Origin of the sequence: Nocardia sp. CA-151230, from assembly GCF_050942175.1 — a bacterium.
In the GTDB taxonomy this organism is placed as follows: Bacteria; Actinomycetota; Actinomycetes; order Mycobacteriales; family Mycobacteriaceae; genus Nocardia.
The window spans coordinates 594,932-615,157 of sequence record NZ_CP192061.1; the positions used below are offsets into that span (position 1 = coordinate 594,932).

General features: G+C 66.4%; 19 protein-coding genes. 15 read left to right on the plus strand and 4 right to left on the minus strand.

Going from position 1 to position 20,226, the window contains the following annotated elements:
- Positions 1–120: 120 nt before the first annotated feature.
- On the plus strand, positions 121–762 hold the full coding sequence (locus ACQP1O_RS02680; protein WP_433564336.1) for a hypothetical protein: 642 nt from the start codon (positions 121–123) through the stop codon (positions 760–762).
- Between the two features lie 12 nt (positions 763–774).
- Here the strand turns inward: ACQP1O_RS02680 and ACQP1O_RS02685 are convergent, their stop codons facing one another.
- Entirely contained in the window at positions 775–2,361 is a 1,587-nt protein-coding gene (locus ACQP1O_RS02685; protein ID WP_433564337.1) for an acyl-CoA synthetase, read from the minus strand.
- A 69-nt stretch (positions 2,362–2,430) separates the two neighbouring features.
- Positions 2,431–2,844 carry a VOC family protein gene (locus ACQP1O_RS02690; RefSeq protein ID WP_433564338.1) on the minus strand — a complete coding sequence of 138 codons (414 nt, stop codon included), beginning with the start codon at positions 2,842–2,844 and terminating at the stop codon, positions 2,431–2,433.
- 94 nt (positions 2,845–2,938) lie between these two features.
- Between ACQP1O_RS02690 and ACQP1O_RS02695 the strand changes: the two genes are divergently transcribed.
- Together ACQP1O_RS02695 and ACQP1O_RS02700 are read left to right on the plus strand one after the other, a co-directional pair.
- Entirely contained in the window at positions 2,939–4,123 is a 1,185-nt protein-coding gene (locus ACQP1O_RS02695) for a glycosyltransferase (protein WP_433564339.1), read from the plus strand.
- 88 nt (positions 4,124–4,211) lie between these two features.
- Complete coding sequence (locus ACQP1O_RS02700; RefSeq protein WP_433564340.1) at positions 4,212–4,907, plus strand: maleylpyruvate isomerase family mycothiol-dependent enzyme; 696 nt, start codon at positions 4,212–4,214, stop codon at positions 4,905–4,907.
- A gap of 125 nt (positions 4,908–5,032) precedes the next feature.
- On the opposite strand, the gene ACQP1O_RS02705 is transcribed toward ACQP1O_RS02700, so the two are convergent.
- On the minus strand, positions 5,033–6,160 hold the full coding sequence (locus ACQP1O_RS02705) for an acyl-CoA dehydrogenase family protein (RefSeq protein ID WP_433564341.1): 1,128 nt from the start codon (positions 6,158–6,160) through the stop codon (positions 5,033–5,035).
- A gap of 114 nt (positions 6,161–6,274) precedes the next feature.
- Positions 6,275–7,489, minus strand: coding sequence for an acyl-CoA dehydrogenase family protein (locus ACQP1O_RS02710; RefSeq protein WP_433564342.1), 1,215 nt, complete (start codon positions 7,487–7,489; stop codon positions 6,275–6,277).
- A 267-nt stretch (positions 7,490–7,756) separates the two neighbouring features.
- Here ACQP1O_RS02710 and ACQP1O_RS02715 point away from each other — a divergent pair, with 267 nt between their 5' ends.
- The 12 genes from ACQP1O_RS02715 to ACQP1O_RS02770 all read left to right on the plus strand — a co-directional run bounded on the left by ACQP1O_RS02715 (position 7,757) and on the right by ACQP1O_RS02770 (position 19,495).
- Entirely contained in the window at positions 7,757–7,945 is a 189-nt protein-coding gene (locus ACQP1O_RS02715) for a ferredoxin (RefSeq protein WP_040854753.1), read from the plus strand.
- A 45-nt stretch (positions 7,946–7,990) separates the two neighbouring features.
- Positions 7,991–8,893 (plus strand): 3-oxoacyl-ACP reductase, encoded by a 903-nt coding sequence (locus ACQP1O_RS02720; RefSeq protein ID WP_364606228.1) that lies wholly within the window; start codon positions 7,991–7,993, stop codon positions 8,891–8,893.
- Between the two features lie 323 nt (positions 8,894–9,216).
- Positions 9,217–9,981 carry an MlaE family ABC transporter permease gene (locus ACQP1O_RS02725; RefSeq protein WP_040854757.1) on the plus strand — a complete coding sequence of 255 codons (765 nt, stop codon included), beginning with the start codon at positions 9,217–9,219 and terminating at the stop codon, positions 9,979–9,981.
- A 4-nt stretch (positions 9,982–9,985) separates the two neighbouring features.
- The gene (locus ACQP1O_RS02730; protein ID WP_433564343.1) at positions 9,986–10,837 is read left to right on the plus strand and encodes an MlaE family ABC transporter permease; all 852 of its coding nucleotides are present in this window, start codon (positions 9,986–9,988) and stop codon (positions 10,835–10,837) included.
- A 130-nt stretch (positions 10,838–10,967) separates the two neighbouring features.
- Positions 10,968–12,101: an MCE family protein gene (locus ACQP1O_RS02735; protein WP_433567564.1), complete on the plus strand. Its 1,134-nt coding sequence runs from the start codon at positions 10,968–10,970 to the stop codon at positions 12,099–12,101.
- The gene (locus tag ACQP1O_RS02740) at positions 12,098–13,132 is read left to right on the plus strand and encodes an MCE family protein (protein ID WP_433564344.1); all 1,035 of its coding nucleotides are present in this window, start codon (positions 12,098–12,100) and stop codon (positions 13,130–13,132) included. The genes ACQP1O_RS02735 and ACQP1O_RS02740 overlap by 4 nt, the downstream gene beginning before the upstream one ends.
- The gene (locus ACQP1O_RS02745) at positions 13,129–14,196 is read left to right on the plus strand and encodes an MCE family protein (protein ID WP_433564345.1); all 1,068 of its coding nucleotides are present in this window, start codon (positions 13,129–13,131) and stop codon (positions 14,194–14,196) included. Before ACQP1O_RS02740 ends, ACQP1O_RS02745 begins: the two co-directional genes overlap by 4 nt.
- Complete coding sequence (locus tag ACQP1O_RS02750) at positions 14,193–15,443, plus strand: MCE family protein (RefSeq protein WP_433564346.1); 1,251 nt, start codon at positions 14,193–14,195, stop codon at positions 15,441–15,443. The genes ACQP1O_RS02745 and ACQP1O_RS02750 overlap by 4 nt, the downstream gene beginning before the upstream one ends.
- Positions 15,440–16,675: an MCE family protein gene (locus ACQP1O_RS02755; protein WP_433564347.1), complete on the plus strand. Its 1,236-nt coding sequence runs from the start codon at positions 15,440–15,442 to the stop codon at positions 16,673–16,675. The genes ACQP1O_RS02750 and ACQP1O_RS02755 overlap by 4 nt, the downstream gene beginning before the upstream one ends.
- The gene (locus tag ACQP1O_RS02760; RefSeq protein WP_433564348.1) at positions 16,672–18,081 is read left to right on the plus strand and encodes an MCE family protein; all 1,410 of its coding nucleotides are present in this window, start codon (positions 16,672–16,674) and stop codon (positions 18,079–18,081) included. Before ACQP1O_RS02755 ends, ACQP1O_RS02760 begins: the two co-directional genes overlap by 4 nt.
- Complete coding sequence (locus tag ACQP1O_RS02765; protein WP_433564349.1) at positions 18,078–19,010, plus strand: hypothetical protein; 933 nt, start codon at positions 18,078–18,080, stop codon at positions 19,008–19,010. The genes ACQP1O_RS02760 and ACQP1O_RS02765 overlap by 4 nt, the downstream gene beginning before the upstream one ends.
- Positions 19,007–19,495 carry a h domain protein gene (locus ACQP1O_RS02770; RefSeq protein WP_433564350.1) on the plus strand — a complete coding sequence of 163 codons (489 nt, stop codon included), beginning with the start codon at positions 19,007–19,009 and terminating at the stop codon, positions 19,493–19,495. Before ACQP1O_RS02765 ends, ACQP1O_RS02770 begins: the two co-directional genes overlap by 4 nt.
- Positions 19,496–20,226 lie beyond the last annotated feature (731 nt).

Below are 20,226 nucleotides of genomic sequence, written 5' to 3' on the forward strand. Positions count from 1 at the left end.
GCACGGGTTGTCCCACCCCCGTTCGAATTCCGGATTCGATCGGCGGGCATCGCCGATGACTGAGCCGATCGACCCGGAATCGAAATATGCTCTCCCACAGGTGCTCACGAGAGGTGCGTGATGACAGTAGAGCTGCACGCGGACGAGCTGTGGGCGGAGAATCTGCGCCGCATGCTGGTGGGGGTGCGCCACGAGGCCGTCATGGCCATCGCCCGGCCTGTCCGGCCGGAGACCGAATACGGTTCCGAGGACACGGTTTTCCGGCAGCTGCATGCCGCCGGCAAGCAGGTCCGGCTGCTGCTGTCGGCCGCCTATGTAGGCGCGCGTGGACGGCAGTCGGTGCTTCGGCAGTTCGCGGTCGGCTCGCAGATCCGGGTCACCGACACCGACTTCTGCAATGTGCTGATCGTCGATCGCGAGCGGGCGGCGCTGTGGTCGGCCGCGCCCGGGCAGCAACCGCGCGGCCTGCTGGTGGCCGAACCGGCGCTGCTCGGCGTGGTGCACCAATTCGCCGTCCGCACCTGGCATTCCGCGCGTCAGCTCCGCGATCACCTGGAGCTGGGGGAGCGCGGGCTGGACGCGGTGGCGCTCGCGGTGGTCGAGCAGCTGTACGCCGGGGCGAAAGACGAGACGGCGGCCCGAGCGCTGGGGGTGTCGCTGCGCACCTACCGTCGCTATGTCGCGCAGCTGATGGTCCGTTTCGGGGTCAGCACCCGATTCCAGCTCGGGGTGCGGGTGCGTGACCTCGGGGTGCTGAGCTGACGGCACACCCGGTCAGCGGGGAGCACGCATCTGCTCGGCGTGCTCGGCCGCATACCGTTTGGCGCCGGGATAGTTCGCCTTGCCGCTGGGCTGCCGCATGACCTGGTCTACCAGCCAATACCCTCGGGGTGCTTTGTATCCCGCGATCTTGGTGCGCAGGTGCATGTCGAGCTCACCGAGTGTGAGCGCGGCGCCCGGCCGCGGCTGCACCAGCGCTGCCACGGCCTGTCCGAAGCGGTCGTGTGGAATGCCGATCACCAGGGCGTCGAAGACCTCGGGATGGGATTTGAGCGCGGTCTCGACCTCTTCCGGGAACACCTTCTCGCCGCCGGTGTTGATGCACTCCGAGCCGCGCCCGAGCAGGGTGACGGTGCCGTCGGCCTCGTAGCGTGCATAATCGCCCGGCGCCACATAGCGTTTGCCCTCCACCTCGGCGAAGATCGAACGTGTCTTTGCGGGATCCTTGTAGTACCCGAGCGGCACGTGCCCGGTCCGCGCCATCCGGCCCACCGCGCCCGGCCGGGGTTCGACCAGGTTGCCGTCGTCGTCGAGCAGGGCGGCCTGCGCGCCGAACTTCACCCGTGGGCCCTGCGTGTGGTCGGAATCCCTGGTGACCACGGACAATCCGGTGCTGCCACTCTCCGAGGAGCCGATCACGTCGGTGATGAAGAGGTTCAGGAAGGTGTCGAGGTACTGCTGTTTGAGCGAGTGTGAGAACAGCGCGGCGTGGCTGCTGAACGCCCACAGCGACGAAACGTCGTAGTGCCCTTCGTGATAGGCCTCCAGCAGCGGTTTGGCCATGGCGTCACCGACCACGGTGAGCACATTGACCCGGTGCCGCTCCACGACCCGCCAGACCTCGTGCGCGTCGAACTGTGGCACGAAAACCACGGTGCCACCGGAGTTCAATGCGAGGAACGCAGCCCACTGCGCGGCGCCGTGGATAAGAGGCGAGAGCGGAGCCATGACGATCCCGGTCGACGCGGACTTCGCGTTCTCGGCCAATTCCCATTCGTCCGAGACGTATTCGCCGGTCACGTGATTGATGCCGCCGCCGAGCGCCCGCCAGACGTCCTCGTGCCGCCACATCACGCCCTTGGGCATGCCGGTGGTGCCGCCGGTGTAGAGGATGTACAGGTCGTCGCCGCTGCGCGGACCGAAATCGCGGTCCGGGGACTGTGCGGCCAGCGCTGCGTCGTAGTCGGGTCCGATCGCGAGTACCTCGGTCACGGACGGCACGGCAGCCTGGACCTCGGCGACGATGGCACTGTACTGCGCCTCGTGGACAAGGGCTTTCAGATCCGCGTTCTCGACGATGTAGCGCACCTCGTCGGCCACATAGCGATAGTTGACGCATACCGATACCGCCCGCAGTTTGTAGGTCGCGAGCATCGTTTCCAGGGCCTCGGCCGAATTGCGTGAGTACACGCCGACGTGATCGCCCGCGCCGATGCCGCGGGCGGCCAGGTGATGGGCGAGGCGGTTGGCCCGCTCGTCCAGTTCGCGATAGGTGAAGTGCCGGTCGGCGCAGATCAGGGCGATTCGGTCCGGGACCGCGTCGACGGCGTGCTCGAACAGGTCTGCAATGGTGAAAGCCATGGGTTCACCCTGGTTCGCACCCGGGTGAACCGACACTTCATCGGATGGCAGGAGGCTGCCGATCGGCGGTCAGGCGGGGTAGGCCATGTGGAAGGGCTCCCACTGGTGGCCGTCGAGATCGAGGAAGTTACGGCTGTACATGCCCACCTCGGCCTCCTGGGCGCGGCGATCGGGGTTGAGTTCTTCGGTGCCGCCGTTCCGGAGGGCCGCTTCGACGAGGGTGTCCACTTCGTGGGGGCTGGACAGGGCCAGGGCGTAGACGCCGTTGACGGTGCCGCGGGTGTCGCCGAGGGGGCGGGTGCTGAAGGTGGTGAAGAAGTCGTGGGTCAGCAGCATGACGCAGATGTTGTCGTCGACCACGATGCAGGCGGCATTGCCGTCGGTGAAGTCCTGGTTCATCTTCCAGCCCAGGGCCTCGTAGAAGCGCTTGGACCGGTCCAGGTCGGCGACGGGCAGATTGATGAAGATCATCTTGCTCGGCATGGTGGTTCGATCCCTCTCATTCGATGTACTGATGGGGACGAAGCGGGTGCGGAAAACTCATCGGTCGTGCGAGAGTGACTGGGGGAGGTGCCCGATGACTCACAGCTACCTGGTCGCCCTCACCGGAAGCGGCGGAACGGTTCCACCGGAGCTGGGCGTGGTGCGGCGTCTGGTGCGGCGTGGCCATCGGGTGACCGTGCTCGCGGAGGAATCCCTGGCCGGCCCGGTGGCGGCCACGGGTGCGCGGCTGCGCCCGCGTGCGGGGGCCGGATTCGCCCGCGACACCGCCGACGAGATCGATGCCGAGCGACCCGATCTGGTGCTGACCTCCTTCTTCGCCTTCGGGGCCATGGTCGCGGCGCAGGCCTGTGGGGTGCCCTTTTCGGTGCTCATCCCCGGCATCTACCCGCTGCCGGTGGAGGGCGGCCCGCCGCCGGGTTCCGGCTTCGGCAAGGCGCACGGTCCGCTGGGCCGGTTGCGCGACCGGGTGGTGGGCTCGCTGGTGCAGCGGCGCTGGGACGAGGAACTGCTCCCGAAGCTCAATGTCCTGCGCGCGGATTTCGGGCTGGAGCAGCTGGCCCACTATCAGGATCAGGCGCAGCTGGCCCGCCGGCAGCTGGTGCTGTCCAGTGCGGCGTTCGATTTCCCGGGGCAGGGGCCCGCTGGGGTGCGCTGGGTCGGCCCGATCCTCGACGAACCGGATTGGGCCGAGGGCGCCACGTGGACGCAGACCGACGGCGGCGACCCGCTCGTCCTGGTCGCGCTGTCCACCACCTTTCAACACCAAACCGATTGCCTGCAGCGCATTTCCGACGCCCTGGGCCAGCTCCCGGTGCGCGGTGTCGTCACCACCGGCCCCGCCGTCGACCCGGACGCGCTGCACGCCCCGCCGAATGTGACGGTCCTGCGCGCGGCCGGGCACCGCGAAATCATGCGGCACGCCAGCCTGGTCGTCACCCATGGCGGGCACGGCACCCTGATGAAGTCCTTCGCCGCCGACCTCCCGGTCGTGGTCCTGCCGCACGGCCGCGACAATGCCGACAATGCCGCGCGCGTCCGCGCCCACAATGCCGGAATCACATTGCCGCGCACCGCGACCCCGCAGCGCATCGCCCGCGGGATCCGCCACGTTCTGCGCACCCCGGCGCACTACCGGGCCGCGGCCGAACTGGGCCGCGCCATCCGCCACGACGCGCGCGGCGAGGCCCTGCTGTACGAACTGGAGCCGTCGACGGATCACCACGACCCGGTGGGTGAGCGCATCTCCTCCGTTCCGTGAATTCGAATCCTGATGTTCGGCCGGATTTCGCGTTCTACCGGCCGCATATGGCTGGCAGGCGGAGTTTTCGCTGGTTAGCGTGGGCCGCATGGATTTCGTGGCCATTTTGCGCGAGAAATTGAGCGAGCTCGGAGAGCTGATCACACCGGGGGTCGATCTGGCCGCACCGGTTCCCAGCTGCGGGGATTGGACCTTCTACGACCTGGTCGACCATGTCGGCCAGGGCAATCTGTGGGTGGTCACCGGCATCCGGGAGGGCCGCGGCGACTACCAGGGCGAACCCGCTCCGAAGGATCCCGTCGATCTGCGGGCCTGGTACGACGAGACCGCGCAGGCCCTGCTCGAGGCGGTGGCGGTCGCCCCCGAGACCCCGGCCTGGACCTTCACCAAGCTGCTGCCGCGCACGGTCGGGTTCTGGCAGCGCCGCCGCGCCCAGGAGACCCTCATGCACGTGTGGGACGGCAAGAACGCGCTCGGTATCGCGGAAGAATTCGATCCGGCGCAGGCCGCCGACGGCATTGCGGAGGTCTTCGAGCTGTTCGCGCCGCGCATGATTCACCGTGGGCTCGCGAGCGAGCCCGAGGTGGCGATCAGGGTCCACGCCACCGATACCGGTGAGAGCTGGACCTACGGCCCTGGCACCCCGGTCGCCGAAATCTCCGGCACCGCTTCGGATCTGCTGCTGGCGCTGTGGCAGCGCAAGCCCACCAAGGACGCGGCGCTGACCTGGCAGGGCAACTGGGCGGCGGGGGAGCGGGTGCTCGCCGGTCCGCTGGTGCCGTAAATCGTTCCCGGACAAAGAAAAACGGCGAGGTGGTGGCCGGTATGGGAGCCACCGCCTCGCCGTCGGCCGCAGTGCAGGGTTCGGCCGAGTCTCCGGGAGTTGGTACCGAGTCTCTCCGAGAGTTGTTACTGCGCAGCGTCGGTCAGCAGCAACCCGAGCGCGCGCAGGTGGTCGGTCGCGCCGCCGAGGGCGAACTCGTTGTGCTTGGCGGCGGTGAAGTACTGGTTCACGATGTGGTCGCGGTCGATACCGACACCACCGTGCACGTGCACCACGGTGTGGGCGACGCGGTGGCCCGCCTCGGCGGCCCAGAACTTGGCGGTGTGCACCTCGGCCGCGGCGGGCAGGCCCTCGGCCAGCCGCCAGGCCGCCTGCTGCACGGCCAGGCGCACGCCCTGGACGTCGATGTAGGCGTCGGCCAGACGCTGTGCCACGGCCTGGAAGCTGCCGATCTTGCGATTGAACTGCTCGCGCTCGCGGGCGTAGTCGGCGACCAGTTCCAGGCCCTTCTCGACCACGCCGAGCTGGGTGGCGGCCAGGCCGAGCCACGCGCGCTCGAGCAGCCAGGTCAGGATCTCGGCGCCCTGGTCGATGGTGCCGACCAACTCGGCCGGGGTGCCGGCGAATTCGACCTCGGCCTCGGGGGAGCGGTCGGTGACGATCTGGTCCTCGACGCGCACCGAGGCGTGCGACGGGTCGACCAGGAAGACGGCGGGGGAGCCGTCGACACTGGCGGACACCAGGATTCGCGCCGCCTGGCGAGCGAAGGGCACCGTGGTCTTGAGACCGGTCAGCTGCCAGCCGTCGCCCGCCATCGCGGTGGTGACGGGGCTGGCGAGCTCCCAGTTGCGCTCCTCGCTCAGGGCGGCGGTGAGGATGACCTCGCCGCGCGCGGCCTGGGCAGCCAGCTCGCGCTGTGCCGTGGAACCGAACTGCGCGAGCGCGCCGGCCCCGAGCACGATCGACCACAGGTACGGCACGGGCGCGACGGACTTGCCGATCTCGCGCAGGATGGCGGTCTGCTCCAGCACGCCGAAGTCGCTGCCGCCCACCGTCTCCGGCAGGGCCGCGGCCAGCACGCCGGTCTCGGCGAGCGAGCTCCACAGCGATTCGTCGAAGCGCACGGTCGGGTTGCCCGACGCGTCGGTGTTGCGGTCGAGCTCACGCAGCCGGTCGGCGGTGACGAGCTTGCCGGTGACCTCGGCGGTGAGGCGGGCCAGATCCTGCTGCGCCTCGGTAAGGGTGAAATCCATGATGGTTACCTTGGTTTCGCGCGATGTGAGCGTCAGGCCCGGAGGAGTCGCTCCGCCTCTCCGTGCTTGCTTGCGTAACCACGGAGGCCCCGCTCACATCGCTATCGGACACAGCTAGCGCGCGGCCGCGGGCTGCTTGAGGGCGGTCATGGCGATGATGTCGCGCTGCACCTCGTTGGTGCCGCCGCCGAAGGTGAGGATCAGGCAGGCGCGGTGCATGCGCTCCAGGCGACCCCGCAGCTGCGAGCCCGCCGAGTCCTGGCGCAGGTAGGCCTGCGGGCCGAGGATCTCCATCAGCGCGCGGTAGGACTCGGTGGCCAGTTCGGTGCCGTACACCTTGGTGGCGGAGGCGTCCCACGGGCGCGGAGCGCCCTCGCCGGTACCGGTCGCGGGGTCCTTTTGCGCGTCGGCGCGCGAGGCGATCTCCCAGTTGGTCAGCTTCAGGTACTCGACCTTGGCGTGGATGCGAGCCAGGCTGATCTGCACCCATTCCTGGTCGATGACCCGGGCGCCATTGGCGGTCTTGGTGTTGCGCGCCCACTCGGTCACCTGCGCGACGGCCAGGGCCAGCGGCGCGGAGGAGGTCAGCGCGACGCGCTCGTGGTTGAGCTGGTTGGTGACCAGCGCCCAGCCGCCGTTCTCCGGGCCCACCATGTCGGAGTGCCTGACCCGCACGTCCTGGTAGTAGGTGGCACTGGTGTCGGGTCCGGCCATGGTGTGCACCGGCGTCCAGGAGAAGCCCTCTGCCGTGGTCGGCATGATGAACATCGAGATGCCCTTGTGCTTCTTGGCGTTCGGGTCGGTGCGGGCGGCGAGCCACACGTAGTCGGCGTAGGCGATGAGGGAGGTCCACATCTTCTGGCCGTTGATGATCCAGTCGTCGCCGTCGCGGACCGCGGAGGTGCGCAGCGAGGCCAGGTCGGTGCCGGCGCCCGGCTCCGAGTAGCCGATGGCGAAGTGCAGCTGACCGGCGGCGATCTTGGGCAGGAAGAACTTCTTCTGCTCCTCGGTGCCGTAGTGCATGATCGTCGGCGCCACCGAGTTGATGGTCAGGAACGGCACCGGGGCGCCGGCGATGGCGGCCTCGTCGGTGAAGATCAGCTGATCCATGGTGGAGCGGTCCTGGCCGCCGTACTCCTTGGGCCAGCCGAGGGCGAGCCACCCGTCGCGGCCCATCTCCTCGACCACCTCGCGGTAGACATTGCCCTCGCCGTACTCTCCGGTCTGCGCCGAAAGCGCTTGCCGCCGTTCGGGAGTGATGAGGCGGGTGAAATAGTCACGCAGCTCGGCACGCAGCTGTTCCTGTTGCGGCGTGTAGGCGATACGCATAGCAGTCCGTATCCTTTCTGCCGCGCCTGCGGCGCGGCGGGTTCGCGGCCCTGGAGGTCTCGTTCTTCCCTCCCTCCGCTCCTCCGCTTCGCTCCCCCGCTCCGCTCAGTCCAGAACGAGACGGGCCGCGAACCTTCGGGTATGGCCCGATCATGGCACATGAACTGGAACTTGTTCCAGTATGGCTGCTTTTTCGGTCCTTGATCGCTGTCGAATGGGAGGTCTGCTTGTTAGGCTCGGGAAGAACCTGTGGTTAAGGAGAGAACTATGAAGGTGATCGTCGATTTCGATCAGTGCGAAGCGAACGGAATCTGTGTCGGAATCGCCCCTGACGTCTTCGATCTCGATGACGACGACAACCTGCACGTCAACGAGGCCGAGGTCACCGAGGCCAACCGTCGCGATATCGAGTCCGCCGTGGCCCAGTGCCCCAAGGCGGCATTGAAGCTGGTCTGAGCGGACGCTTGCCCGTCGGGTGGAACACGTTCTAGAGTCGGCCCGGTGAGCGATTCTGATGTAAGTCTTTCCGGCCGGGTTGCCATCGTCACCGGCGCGGGCGCCGGGCTGGGCCGGGCCGAAGCCCTCGAGCTGGCCCGGGCCGGCGCGTCGGTCATCGTCAACGACCTTGCCGAGAACGACGCGGTGAGCGCAACCCTCGCCGACATCCGGGCGCTGGGCGTCAAGGCGGAGTTCGTGGGCGGCAGTATCGCCGAGCGCGCGACGGCCGACGCATTGATCCGCACCGCCGAGGAGACCTTCGGCGGGCTGGACATCGTGGTGAACAATGCCGGGATCACCCGGGACAAGATGTTGTTCAACATGTCCGACGAGGATTTCGACGCGGTCGTCGCGGTCCACCTGCGCGGGCATTTCCTTCTGACCCGCAATGCGGCCGCCTTCTGGCGTGGCAAGTACAAGGAGACGGGTGCTCCCGTTTATGGGCGCATCATCAACACCTCCTCGGAGGCCGGTCTGCTCGGCCCGGCCGGCCAGGCGAATTACGGTGCGGCCAAGGCCGGCATCACCGCGCTGACGCTGTCGGCCGCGCGGGCGCTGGAATCGGTCGGCGTGCGCGCCAATGCCATCGCGCCGCGGGCGCGGACGGCCATGACCGAGAAGGTCTTCTCCGCGGCTCCCGACCAGGGTCCGGACCCGCTCTCGCCCGATCATGTCGCGCGGCTGGTGGCCTACCTGGCCTCGCCGGCGGCCGAGGCGATCAGCGGTCAGCTGTTCGTCGTCTACGGCCCGATGGTGGCCCTGATGGCGGCTCCGGTGGTGGAGCAGCGCTTCGACGCCGAGGGCGAGTGGACCCGCGAGGGCCTGGCCGCGACCCTGGGCGGCTACTTCTCCGAACGTGGTTCGGACGCTACGTTTTCCGCCTCCTCACTGAAGGATCTGGGCTGAGGCAGGCCTTGGTGTCCCGCCCGGGGGTCGTGAGTTCCTGAAGACACGGCCCGGCCCCCGGCGCCTGCGGTTGATCATGAGATCGATCGTTGGTAAGAAAAGGGACAACTATGTGTGTCGCCTCACAATGCGGCATACCTGTGGTGGTTAGGCTGACATGAACCTGTTCTCAAAACTGGACGCCAGTTCGGAAAGATGACCTGTTCAAAACCGTCGAAACCTTCCCGAACCGTATGAGAACGTGTTCTAATCTTCGAGCGGGACCGAGATCACATTCAGATCTCGGTTGCTATAGCTAGGCAGGGGCAGGAGGAATAGCGGGAATGAATGAAGTCCTTGCCGTACCGCTGCGGGCGGTCGGAGGGTTCTTCGAACTCGCCGGTGCGGTCGCTCGCGCCGCGGTACGGCCCCCGTTCCAGCGACGGGAATTCATCGATCAGTCCTGGTTCATAGCCCGGGTATCCATCTTCCCCACCCTGATGGTGGCAATTCCGTTCACCGTGCTGGTGAGCTTCACTCTCAACATCCTGCTGCGCGAGATCGGCGCGGCCGACCTCTCCGGCGCGGGTGCGGCCTTCGGCACCATCACCCAGATCGGCCCGATGGTCACTGTGCTCATCGTGGCCGGCGCGGGCGCGACCGCCATCTGCGCGGACCTGGGCGCGCGCACCATTCGCGAAGAGATCGACGCCATGAAGGTGCTCGGCATCGATCCGATTCAGCGCCTGGTGGTTCCGCGCGTGCTCGCCTCGATGTTCGTGGCGTTCCTGCTCAATGGTCTGGTGTCCACCATCGGCATCCTGGGCGGATTCCTGTTCTCGGTCTACCTGCAGGGTGTGAACCCTGGCGCCTTCGTCAACGGCCTCACCCTGCTGACCCACCTGCCGGAGCTCGTCATCTCCGAGGTGAAGGCCATGCTGTTCGGACTCGTCGCCGGACTGGTCGCCTGTTATCTGGGCCTGAACGTGAAGGGCGGTCCCAAGAGTGTCGGCGACGCCGTCAACCAGACCGTTGTCTTCGCCTTCATGGCGCTGTTCGTCATCAACGTCGTGGTAACCGCCGTTGGCATCAAGTTCACGGCGCGGTGATCAGATGGCGTTCGTGATCCAGTCTCGTTTTCCCAAGGTGACCAAGCGTTTTCAGCGCTTCACCGAGGCTCTCGATTCGGTCGGCAAGCACGCGGTGTTCTACGCGCAGTCGATCGCCTCGGTGCCCAAGGCGCTGGTGCACTACCGCACCGAGACCATCCGGCTGATCGCCGAGATCTCGATGGGCACAGGAGCTTTGGCCGTCATCGGCGGCACCGTCGTGATCGTCGGGTTCCTGACCCTGGCCGCCGGTGGCACCATCGCCGTGCAGGGTTACAGCTCGCTCGGCAATATCGGTGTCGAAGCCCTGACCGGCTTCTTCGCCGCGTTCATCAACGTTCGCATTGCGGCCCCGGTCATTTCGGGTATCGGCCTGGCGGCGACGCTGGGCGCCGGTACCACGGCACAATTGGGCGCCATGCGCGTCTCCGAAGAGATCGACGCCCTCGAGGTGATGGCCATCCGGCCGGTCCCCTTCCTGGTGGGCACCCGCATGCTGGCGGGCATCATCGCCATCATCCCGTTGTACTCGCTGGCGGTCATCGCCTCCTTCATCGCCTCGCGCTTCGCGACCGTGGTGATCTACGGCCAGTCGGCCGGTGTGTACGACCACTACTTCTCGACGTTCCTGATCCCCAGCGACATCCTCTGGTCCTTCGCGCAGGCGATCTTCATGGCCATGGCGGTCATGCTGATCCACACCTACTACGGCTACAACGCCGCAGGCGGACCGGTCGGCGTCGGCGTGGCGGTAGGTAATGCGGTGCGGGCCTCGCTGATCGCGGTCGTCATGGTGACGCTGCTGATGTCGCTGGCCATCTACGGCACCTCCGGCAATTTCCATCTCTCCGGGTAGGGGCGGGACGACACACATGGTCCAACAACAGCGCGGAGTGTCGAGCCCGATCGGCTCGCCGTTCGTCGAGAAACCCAAGCCGAAACGCTATCTCGAACAGGGGTGGGTCATTCGGCTGGCCGGCGTGGGCATGGTGCTCGGCCTGGCCGCTGCCGTCGCGGTCTGCCTGGTGATGTTCGCCGGCGGATTCGAAGACAAGGTCAAGGTCACGGTCACCGCGCCGCGGGCCGGCCTGGTCATGGACAAGGACGCCAAGGTCAAGATCCGCGGGGTCGAGATCGGGCGGGTCACCAATATCACCGACAGCGCCGACGGGGCGCGCATCGAACTGGCGATGGACCCGGACAAGCTGAAGATGGTGCCCGCCAACGCCACCGTCGACATCAACTCGACCACGGTGTTCGGCGCGAAGTACGTCAACTTCATCGAACCGCAGCACCCCTCCTCCGACTCGCTGAAGGCGGGCTCGGTGGTGCAGGCGGGCGCGGTGACAGTCGAATTCAACACGCTCTTCCAGCATTTGAACGATCTGCTGGCGAAGGTGCAGCCGGAGAAGCTCAATGCGACGCTGACCGCGCTGGGCACCGCCCTGCAAGGTCGCGGCGACAAGCTGGGCCAGCTCATGGTGGACAGCGATCAGCTCCTGAAGGACATCAACCCGAGCCTGCCCGACCTGCAACGCGATCTGCAGACCTCGGTCGGGGTGACCAACCTGTACGCCGACACCGCGCCGGATCTGTTGCGCACCACGCGCAATATGACGGTCACCGGCGGCACCATCGTCGATGAGAAGGACAATTTCGACAAGGTGCTGCTGAACCTGGTCGGCCTGGCCGACGACACCGGCGGCGTGCTCTCGGACAACCAGAAGGCGCTCGTGGACACCCTCGGTGTGCTGCGTCCGACCACCGAATTGCTCAACGAGTACAACCCGGCCCTGTACTGCCTGGTCGTCGGTGCGGCGAACGCGCTGCCGGACGGCAACCGCATCTTCGGTGGCGACGGTCCGTGGGTCACCCTGAACGCCAGCTTCATGGGCGGTGGCACCCCTTACTCGTACCCGAAGGATCTGCCGAAGGTGAATGCCACCGGTGGCCCGCACTGCGAGAACATTCTCGACCGGGTGCCGGGCAGTCACTCCAACTATCTCGTCACCGACACCGCCGAGGGCGAGGTGTGGACGCCGTCGATGTCCACTCACCTCAACGGCCCCAGGGTGTTCCAGCTGCTGTTCTCGGACCTGCCGGGGGTGCCGCACCCATGAGACTCAAAGTGCATTCGAGCAGCGTGAAATTGGGGATCTTCACCCTGATCATGGTGCTCGTCCTGGCCGCGCTGGGCATCGTCTTCAGTCAGATGCGCTTCGCCCGCTCGACCGGCTACCACGCGATCTTCACCAGTGCGGCCGGGATGCTGCCCGGCTCGAAGGTGCGCATCGCGGGTGTGCCGGTGGGCTCGGTGAGCCGCGTGTACGTCGGTAAGGACCATCTGGCCCACGTCGACTTCGACATCGACAACCAGTACCACGTGTATTCCGGCACCCAGGCGGCCGTCCGTTACGAAAACCTCGTCGGCGACCGCTATCTGGAGCTGATGGACGGTCCGGGCACGGCCCAGCCGTTGCGCAAGGGCGCCACCATCGGGACCGACAAGACCAAGCCCGCGCTCGATCTCGATCTGCTGCTCGGCGGATTCAAGCCGCTGCTGCGCGGCCTGAATCCGGAGCAGGTGAACGATCTGACGGGGGCGCTGCTGCAGGTGTTCCAGGGACAGGGCGGCACGCTGGTCTCGCTGCTGAACAGTGGCGGGTCGTTCAGCAAGACCCTCGCCGACCGGGATGCCCTGATCGGCAGCGTGATCGAGAATCTGAAGACGGTGCTGGGCACCATCGACCAGCGCAACGCGGACTTCGGGACCACCCTGAACGAATTGCAGCGCCTGGTCAGCGGTCTGGCGGCCGACAAGGATCCGATCGGCGACGCACTGCCTCGATTGGCCGGGGCCACCGGCGATCTCACCAGTCTGCTGCAGCAGGTCCGCCCGGACCTGAAGGCGAACGTCGAACAGCTCGGCAAGCTGTCCCAGAACCTGGACGACCGCAAGGACGACGTGCAGTACGTGCTGGACCTGCTGCCGGAAACCTACAAGAAGCTGATCCGCATCGGCTCCTACGGCTCGTTCATGAACATGTACGTCTGCGGTACGGCCGTCATCTTCGACGGTCCTGACGGCCAGCATCAGACGCGCATGGTCGCGCCCGGCGGTCAGTCCACCGGAAGGTGCTCGGACAAATGAATCAACAGCGCTCACCCCTGATCGATATCGGGGTCACGGGCATCGTGCTGGCGGTGACGATCTGCCTCACCGCCCTGCAGTTCGACCGGTTGCCCTTCATCCGCTCGGGTGCGGAGTTCACGGCCTACTTCGCCGACGCCGGCGGGCTGCTGCCCGGCGACCAGGTGCAGGTGGCCGGCGTGAAGTCCGGCCGGGTGGAGAATGTCGCGCTGGACGGCGCGAAAGTCAAGGTGCGGTTCACCCTCGACGAGGCGATCGTGCTGGGCACCAAGACCACCGCGGCCATCAAGACCAATACGGTGCTGGGCCGCAAGTCGCTCGAGGTGGTGCCGACCGGTGACGGCGCGCTGCGTCAGGATCAGCCGATCCCGTTGGAGCGCACCACGTCTCCGTACTCGCTCACCGATGCGCTCGGCGATCTGGCGACCACGGTGAAGGGCCTCGACACCGACCAGGTCAACAAGACCCTGGACACCCTGTCGGACGCGTTCACCGATACCCCCGGACCGCTGCGCTCGGCGCTCGACGGCGTCACCCAGCTCTCGCGCAGCCTCAACAACCGCGACAAGGCGCTGACCGAGCTGCTCTCGCACGCCCAGAACGTCACCAAGGTGCTGGGTGATCGTGCGGCGCAGATCAATTCGCTGCTGGTCGACGGCAACAGCCTGCTGGGTGAGCTGGATGCCCGCCGCGCGGCGCTGAGCCAGCTGATCGTGTACATCAACGGGCTCGCCAAGCAGCTCTCGGGCTTCGTCAACGACAACGAGGCGCAGCTGAAGCCGACGCTGGACAAGCTGAACTCGGTGCTGAAGCTGCTGCAGGACAACAAGGACAACCTCGGTAAGGCGGTCGACGAACTCGGGCCGTTCGAGGCCGCGCTCGGTGAGCAGGTCGGCAGTGGACCGTACTTCCAGGCGTACCTGTCCAACGCCACGAGCCCGACCTTGCAGACGCTGGTCGACGCGATGGTCTGGCCGGAGCACCTGCCCTCCTCGCTCCAGCACCAACTCACTGACAACGGGGCCCTGCAGTCCCAGACCGTGCCGAAGGAGCCGGAGCGTTGAACGCAATTCGCAAGCTGCCCCGGTGGACCCGGATCGCCGCAGCGGCACTGGTCGTCGCGCTGGCCGGGTGGCTGGTCTACGGACTGGTCTCCGATATCGGCAAGAAGCACATCACCGCCTACTTCCCCTCGACCAACGGCCTGTACGCCGGTGACGAGATCCGCGTGCTCGGTGTGAAGGTCGGCAAGATCGACTCCATCGATCCCGGCAAGGACAGGGTGACGGTGAAGCTCACCGTCGACCGCGGCGTCGATCTCCCCGCCGACGCCAAGGCCGTGATCATCTCGCCGTCGCTGGTGTCGGCGCGTTTCATCCAGCTCGCACCCGCCTACACCAGCGGGCCGAAGATGGGTGACGGCGCCTCGATACCGGTGGAGCACACCGCTGTTCCGGTGGAGTGGGATGACATCAAGGCCGAATTGACCAAGTTGTCCACCGCGCTCGGCCCGATCGGTGAGGACAAGCAGGGTTCCTTCGGCCGGGTCATCAACACCGCCGCCGACAACCTCGGCAATGGCAATGCCCAGGCCTTCCGCGACACCCTCAAAGAGCTGTCCAGCACGCTGAATACGCTCTCCGACGGCCGCACCGACCTGTTCGGCACCATTCGCAATCTGCAGCAGTTCGTCGATGTGCTGTCCAAGTCCAACGATCAGATCGTGCAGTTCGGCGGCCGGCTGGCCTCGGTCTCCTCGGTACTCGCCGGGGTGTCCACCGATCTCGGCTCGGGCCTGGACAATCTCGATTCCGCGGTCGCCGATGTGAAGCGGTTCCTCGACGGACGCGGCGGGGCGCTGACCGAGAGCGTGCAGCGACTGGCCGACGCCACCCAGGTGCTCGCCGACAAGAAGCCCGAACTCGAGCGGATCATGCACTCCGCGCCGACCGCGCTGGTGAACTTCTACCAGCTCTACAAGCCCGCCCAGGGCTCGCTCACCGGCTTTCTGGCCGCTCCGAACTTCGCCAATCCCTTCGCCTTCCTGTGCGGTGCGGTCGAAGCCAACGAGAACAACGACTCCCAGCACAGCGCCGACCTGTGCAAGCAGTATCTGGCGCCCGTCGTCCAATCGCTGATGATGAACTACCCGCCGCTGCTGGTGAATCCGCTGACCCAGCAGAACGCGTTCCCGAATCAGCTCACCTACAGCACGCCCGATCTGGCCGGCCAGGTGCCCGCACCCGACGCCGCACCGGTGGCGTCGCCCAAGTCCCTGACCGATCTGCTCGTTCCTGGAGGTGGACGATGATGAGCCGCCGACGGATTCGCCTCGCTGGCGCGGCGATCAGCCTGGTCGCGGTGCTCGCGGTGAGCGGCTGCGAATGGGACGGGCTGAACTCGGTGCCCATGCCCGGTGCGGTCGGCACCGGGGAAGGCTCCTGGCAGGTCGACATCCAGATGCCGAATGTGACCACCCTGACCCGTAATTCGCCGGTCATGGTGAACGACGTGCCCGTGGGCACCGTCAGCGGTATCAAAGTCGAGAACTGGCACGCACTGGTGACCGTCTCCCTCGAGAAGGGAGTCGCGTTGCCCGCCAATGCCATTGCGCGCATCGGGCAGACCAGTCTGCTGGGCAGCAATCATGTGGAGCTGGCGGCGCCGACGACCGAACCGGCGCAGGGCCGTTTGAAGGCCGGGGATGTGATCCCGCTCGAGCGGGCCGGGGCCTACCCGACCACCGAGCAGACGCTGTCCTCGCTGTCGGTGGTGCTCAACGGCGGCGGCATCTCCCAGGTGGAGACCATCACCAAGGAGCTCGACGCGACCTTCAAGGGTCGTACCGACGCCATCCGCGACCTGCTGCCGCAGCTGAATCAGCTGACCACCACGCTGGACAAGCAGACCACCGACATCATCGCCGCCATGAGCGGGCTGGACCGGTTCGCCGGGGTGCTGGCGCAGCAGAAGGACGATGTCGCCGACGCCGTCACCAAGATCCACCCGGCCCTGACCGTGCTCGCAGACCGCCGCGAGAACATCACCAAAACCGTGACGGCACTGGGTGGTCTGAGCGATATCGTGCAGCAGATCATCGACAAGGGCGGCGACAACCTCAAGGCCGACCTGGCCAATCTCGAGCCGGCGCTGCAGTCGCTGGCCGCCACCGGCGGCAAGCTCGCCGACTCGCTGCAGTGGCTGCTGACCTTCCCGTTCCCGATCAAGAACATCGACAAGGTCATCAAGGGCGACTACATGAACCTCTTCATGACGGTCGATCTCACCGGCGCCCGGCTGGATTCGAACTTCCTGACCGGAACCCCGCTGGGCGGCACCTTCGGTGGCGCCCAGGCCACCCTCGGCGAGGGGACGCATCCCGCTCCGCCGCAGGGCAAGGGCGATCCGCTGACGGATCCGCTGAAGCCGCCGGCGGAGTCCACCACTCCGACGCCGAGTATCGCTGGGTTGCCGCCGATTCCGGGCCTGCCGGCCATTCCGGGACTCACCGTGCCCGCGCAGCAAGGGGCTGACGGAAAGTGAAACTCACCAAGTTCGTCAAGGTTCAGCTGGCTATCTTCACGGTGCTGACCGTGATCGGCCTGACCGTCATGGGCGGCAACTATGTGAAGCTGCCGGCCATGTTCGGCATCGGACGTTACGGCGTGACAGTGCAATTGGCCGCCACCGGCGGTCTGTACCAGACCGCCAATGTGGCCTACCGCGGCACCAATGTCGGCAAGGTGGATGAGGTCCGGCTCACCCCGTCCGGGGTCGACGCCAAGCTGTCCATCGACAGCGACTACAAGATCCCCGCCGATGTGCGGGCCTACGTGAAGAGCGTCTCGGCGGTCGGTGAACAGTACGTCGACCTGGTTCCGCCGGACGCCCCCACCAGCGGCAACCTGAGCGACGGTGCGGTGATCCCGGTGGATCGCACGCAGCTGCCGCAGGACGTCGGCGCCATGCTCGACCAGGCCGACCGGCTGCTGTCCACGGTCGCGGACACCAAGCTGCAAGAGGTCATCAACGACGCCTTCGTCGCCTTCAATGGCGCCGGGCCGGATCTGCAGCGGTTCATCGACTCGGCGTCCCTGCTGGTGCAGGAGGCGAAGAACAACACCGATCAGACCAAGGATCTGCTGGACAAGATCGGTCCGCTGCTCGACACCCAGAACCAGTCCGCCGACTCCATCCGCGGCTGGACCAAGGACCTCGCGACGGTCACCGACCAACTGCGCCAGCATGATCCGTCGCTGCGCGCGGTGCTGCAGCAGACGCCGTCCACGGTGCAGCGGGTGAACAAGACCTTCCAGGACTTGAAGCCGACCCTGCCGATCATGCTCGCCAACCTGCTCAGCGTCGGACAGGTCTCGCTCAAGTACCACGCCGGGCTCGAGCAGATCCTGGTCGTGTACCCGCCGCTGCTCGCGTCGCTGCTCACCGCCATTCGCGGGGACGTCTCGAACGGCGCCATGGTCGACTTCATGCTCGGCCTCAATGACCCGCCGGGCTGTACCACCGGCTTCCTGCCGCCGAGTGAGCGGCGCTCGCCCGCTGATCTGAGCCAGATCGGCACTCCCGACAACCTGTACTGCAAGGTGCCGCAGAACGCGAAGGAAGCCGTTCGCGGTATCCGCAATACGCCCTGTGTCGATGTGCCGGGCAAGCGGGCTCCGACGCCCGCGCTGTGCCACGACCCGAACGGCTATGTGCCCGAGGGTGACAACCCGCCGTTCGGTGATCCCCAGCCGGTGGACAACAACGGTCAGCCGCTCGATAAGCTGCTCGGTAACCAGAAGACCCCATTCATCGGGCATTCGGACCCGAGTACCGGCACCTTCGTCGGACCCGACGGTCACGTGTACCGTCAGGGGGACGTCAATGCAGATGGTTCAACCAAGGTCCCGTCGAGTTGGCAACAGCTGCTTCAGGAGCCACCGCGATGAGCGATAACCCAGCAAATCGAAACCGCACTCGGCGGCGTGTCGTCCGGCAGGCGGGCCCGCCCGTCGAGGACGACCGCACCGGCATCGAGGTCCGGGAGGCGGCGCTCGGAGCCGCCGGTCCGGAAACAACTGCCGCTGAGCCGAGTACGGTTGCCGATGCTGGGGCGGCGGGCGAGACCGCCGTGCCGAAGCCGGTGCAGACCGCGAAGTCGAAACCGGCGGAGACTGCGGAGTCGAAGCCCGCCGAGGCCTCGAAGTCGACGCCGGCCGAAGACGCAGAGTCGAAGCCCGCGAAAGCCGCGGACCCGATCGACGCCGAATCCGCTGACGCGGAGCCGGAAATCGTGGTCGGGTCCGGGGTGGCCGACGACGAGCCCGTCGAGGATGCGGCGGAATCCGAGGACGGCGAGCCGGACTCGCGGCTGCGCAAGATCTACGTCTCGCTCGGGCGGCTGGGTTCGGTGGCCGCGGTGGTGGCCCTGGTTTCCGCGCTCGTGCTGATCGGTTCGGGTGGCCTGTTCTTCTACCACCAGAACCGCGCGGACGCGCTGCGCGACCGGCGCGCCGAATACGTGCAGGTGGCCAAGCAGGCGTACCTGGACATGGTCACCGTCAAGAGCGACACCGCCGATCAGGACATCGACCGTCTGCTCTCGGTCGCCGGCGGCGGTCTCAAGGACGAGTACGCGACCAACAAGGACGAGTACAAGAAGCTGTTCGAGCAGTTGAAGGTACAGTCCTCCGGCAAGGTCATCTCCGCGGCGATCGAACGCGATGACAAGGACTCGGCCACCGTGCTGCTGCTCGCGCAGCAGACGGTCTCCAATGTCGCGTCCAACGGGCCCATGCAGAAGGACTACCGCTTCCGGGTGACCGTCACCCGGAAGGGCGACTCCGTGACCGCCTCGTCGATGGAGTTGGTGCCGTGAAGCTCACCGTGCGTTCGATTGTCATTGCCGCCGCCGGCATCCTGCTCGTGGCAGCCGTCGTAGTCGGCTCACTGGTCGGGGACCGGTTCTGGTCCGAGCGTCAGGCCGAGCAGAATCGTTCCTCCGCAACCGCTTTCGCGGCGGACACGGTGGAGTCGCTGTTCACCTACAACTACGATTCCGCCGAGAAGGACCTACCGGCCGTCGCTGACAAGCTCACCAGCGACTACAAGGACTCCTACCTGAAGGTGATCCACGAGCAGGCCATCCCGGCGGCCAAGGAGAAGAAGCTCTCCGTCCAGACCACGGTTCAGGCGACCGGGGTCATCTCGACCACCCGTGACCGCGCCACCGTGCTCGTCATCGCGGATCAGCGGTTCTCGAGCGCCGACACGCCGCAGGACACGCTCATGAGCGATCGACTGCAGGTGGAACTCACCAAGCAGAGCGGTCATTGGCTCGTCTCCGACGTCAAGCCGATCTGAGCCGATCCTCCTCGATTCCCATCAAGCGCGCAGCTCCGGACGCGATCCGGGGCTGCGCGCTTTTTCGGCAGCCTATGCCGGGCAATGTATCGAAGTACGTGGAGTTACAGCAACTTTCGGAATTGGCCGCGTTGACACCTTCTGAAACCGGCTCCAGATTTGGAAGCGTGTCCCACACGGGCGGTGCGCGGCACAGCGCCGATGCGCAATGGGGTATCCAGGGTTTCACGGTTGGAATCACGAAAGACATTTGTTTCTGGTTCTTTTCGTTGCTGCTTCCTTCGAGAAGCTCGCGCACATGGCCCCGGTCTCGGTATGCAGGTCGAAGACCTTGGCGGTCACCAGGAGCGGCGGCACCAGCAGGACGGCCGGGACCGCGGCTGGATACTCCGGAAAGTAGCGCCGCAACCGGTACCTGAGCCGGTCTTCGGCCGCCGCGAACGGGCTGGGACGGGATCGGATGCACTCTCGACGAAATCCATTGCACTCCCAGAAGTGAAACGCGACCTAGTCAAAAGATGTCCGTGGGTCCATATGTGTTTGGTCACAGCGGATTTGCCGACCCAAGCTCTGCATCAAGCTGTAGAACAAGTTACAGTGCGAAGGGGTGGGTGGGTTCATGGGTGTTGAAAGTCGCTGAGACGCAATAGATCTGCGTGGACGCGCGGCAATCGGAAACAGCTCGGCCGTGAAACTGGTTGGCGGAGTGGCACAGTCACGCGTTACGGCGA

Excerpts from the sequence above, each read along its gene's own strand:
- ACQP1O_RS02690 (WP_433564338.1), bottom strand. The coding sequence starts at position 2,844 with ATGCCGAGCAAGATGATCTTCATCAATCTGCCCGTCGCCGACCTGGAC.
- ACQP1O_RS02715 (WP_040854753.1), top strand. The coding sequence starts at position 7,757 with ATGAAGGTGATCGTCGATTTCGATCAGTGCGAAGCGAACGGAATCTGT.
- ACQP1O_RS02685 (WP_433564337.1), bottom strand. The coding sequence starts at position 2,361 with ATGGCTTTCACCATTGCAGACCTGTTCGAGCACGCCGTCGACGCGGTC.
- ACQP1O_RS02730 (WP_433564343.1), top strand. The coding sequence starts at position 9,986 with ATGGCGTTCGTGATCCAGTCTCGTTTTCCCAAGGTGACCAAGCGTTTT.
- ACQP1O_RS02705 (WP_433564341.1), bottom strand. The coding sequence starts at position 6,160 with ATGGATTTCACCCTTACCGAGGCGCAGCAGGATCTGGCCCGCCTCACC.
- ACQP1O_RS02695 (WP_433564339.1), top strand. The coding sequence starts at position 2,939 with ATGACTCACAGCTACCTGGTCGCCCTCACCGGAAGCGGCGGAACGGTT.
- ACQP1O_RS02725 (WP_040854757.1), top strand. The coding sequence starts at position 9,217 with ATGAATGAAGTCCTTGCCGTACCGCTGCGGGCGGTCGGAGGGTTCTTC.
- ACQP1O_RS02700 (WP_433564340.1), top strand. The coding sequence starts at position 4,212 with ATGGATTTCGTGGCCATTTTGCGCGAGAAATTGAGCGAGCTCGGAGAG.
- ACQP1O_RS02735 (WP_433567564.1), top strand. The coding sequence starts at position 10,968 with ATGGTGCTCGGCCTGGCCGCTGCCGTCGCGGTCTGCCTGGTGATGTTC.
- ACQP1O_RS02745 (WP_433564345.1), top strand. The coding sequence starts at position 13,129 with ATGAATCAACAGCGCTCACCCCTGATCGATATCGGGGTCACGGGCATC.
- ACQP1O_RS02740 (WP_433564344.1), top strand. The coding sequence starts at position 12,098 with ATGAGACTCAAAGTGCATTCGAGCAGCGTGAAATTGGGGATCTTCACC.
- ACQP1O_RS02755 (WP_433564347.1), top strand. The coding sequence starts at position 15,440 with ATGATGAGCCGCCGACGGATTCGCCTCGCTGGCGCGGCGATCAGCCTG.
- ACQP1O_RS02765 (WP_433564349.1), top strand. The coding sequence starts at position 18,078 with ATGAGCGATAACCCAGCAAATCGAAACCGCACTCGGCGGCGTGTCGTC.
- ACQP1O_RS02710 (WP_433564342.1), bottom strand. The coding sequence starts at position 7,489 with ATGCGTATCGCCTACACGCCGCAACAGGAACAGCTGCGTGCCGAGCTG.
- ACQP1O_RS02680 (WP_433564336.1), top strand. The coding sequence starts at position 121 with ATGACAGTAGAGCTGCACGCGGACGAGCTGTGGGCGGAGAATCTGCGC.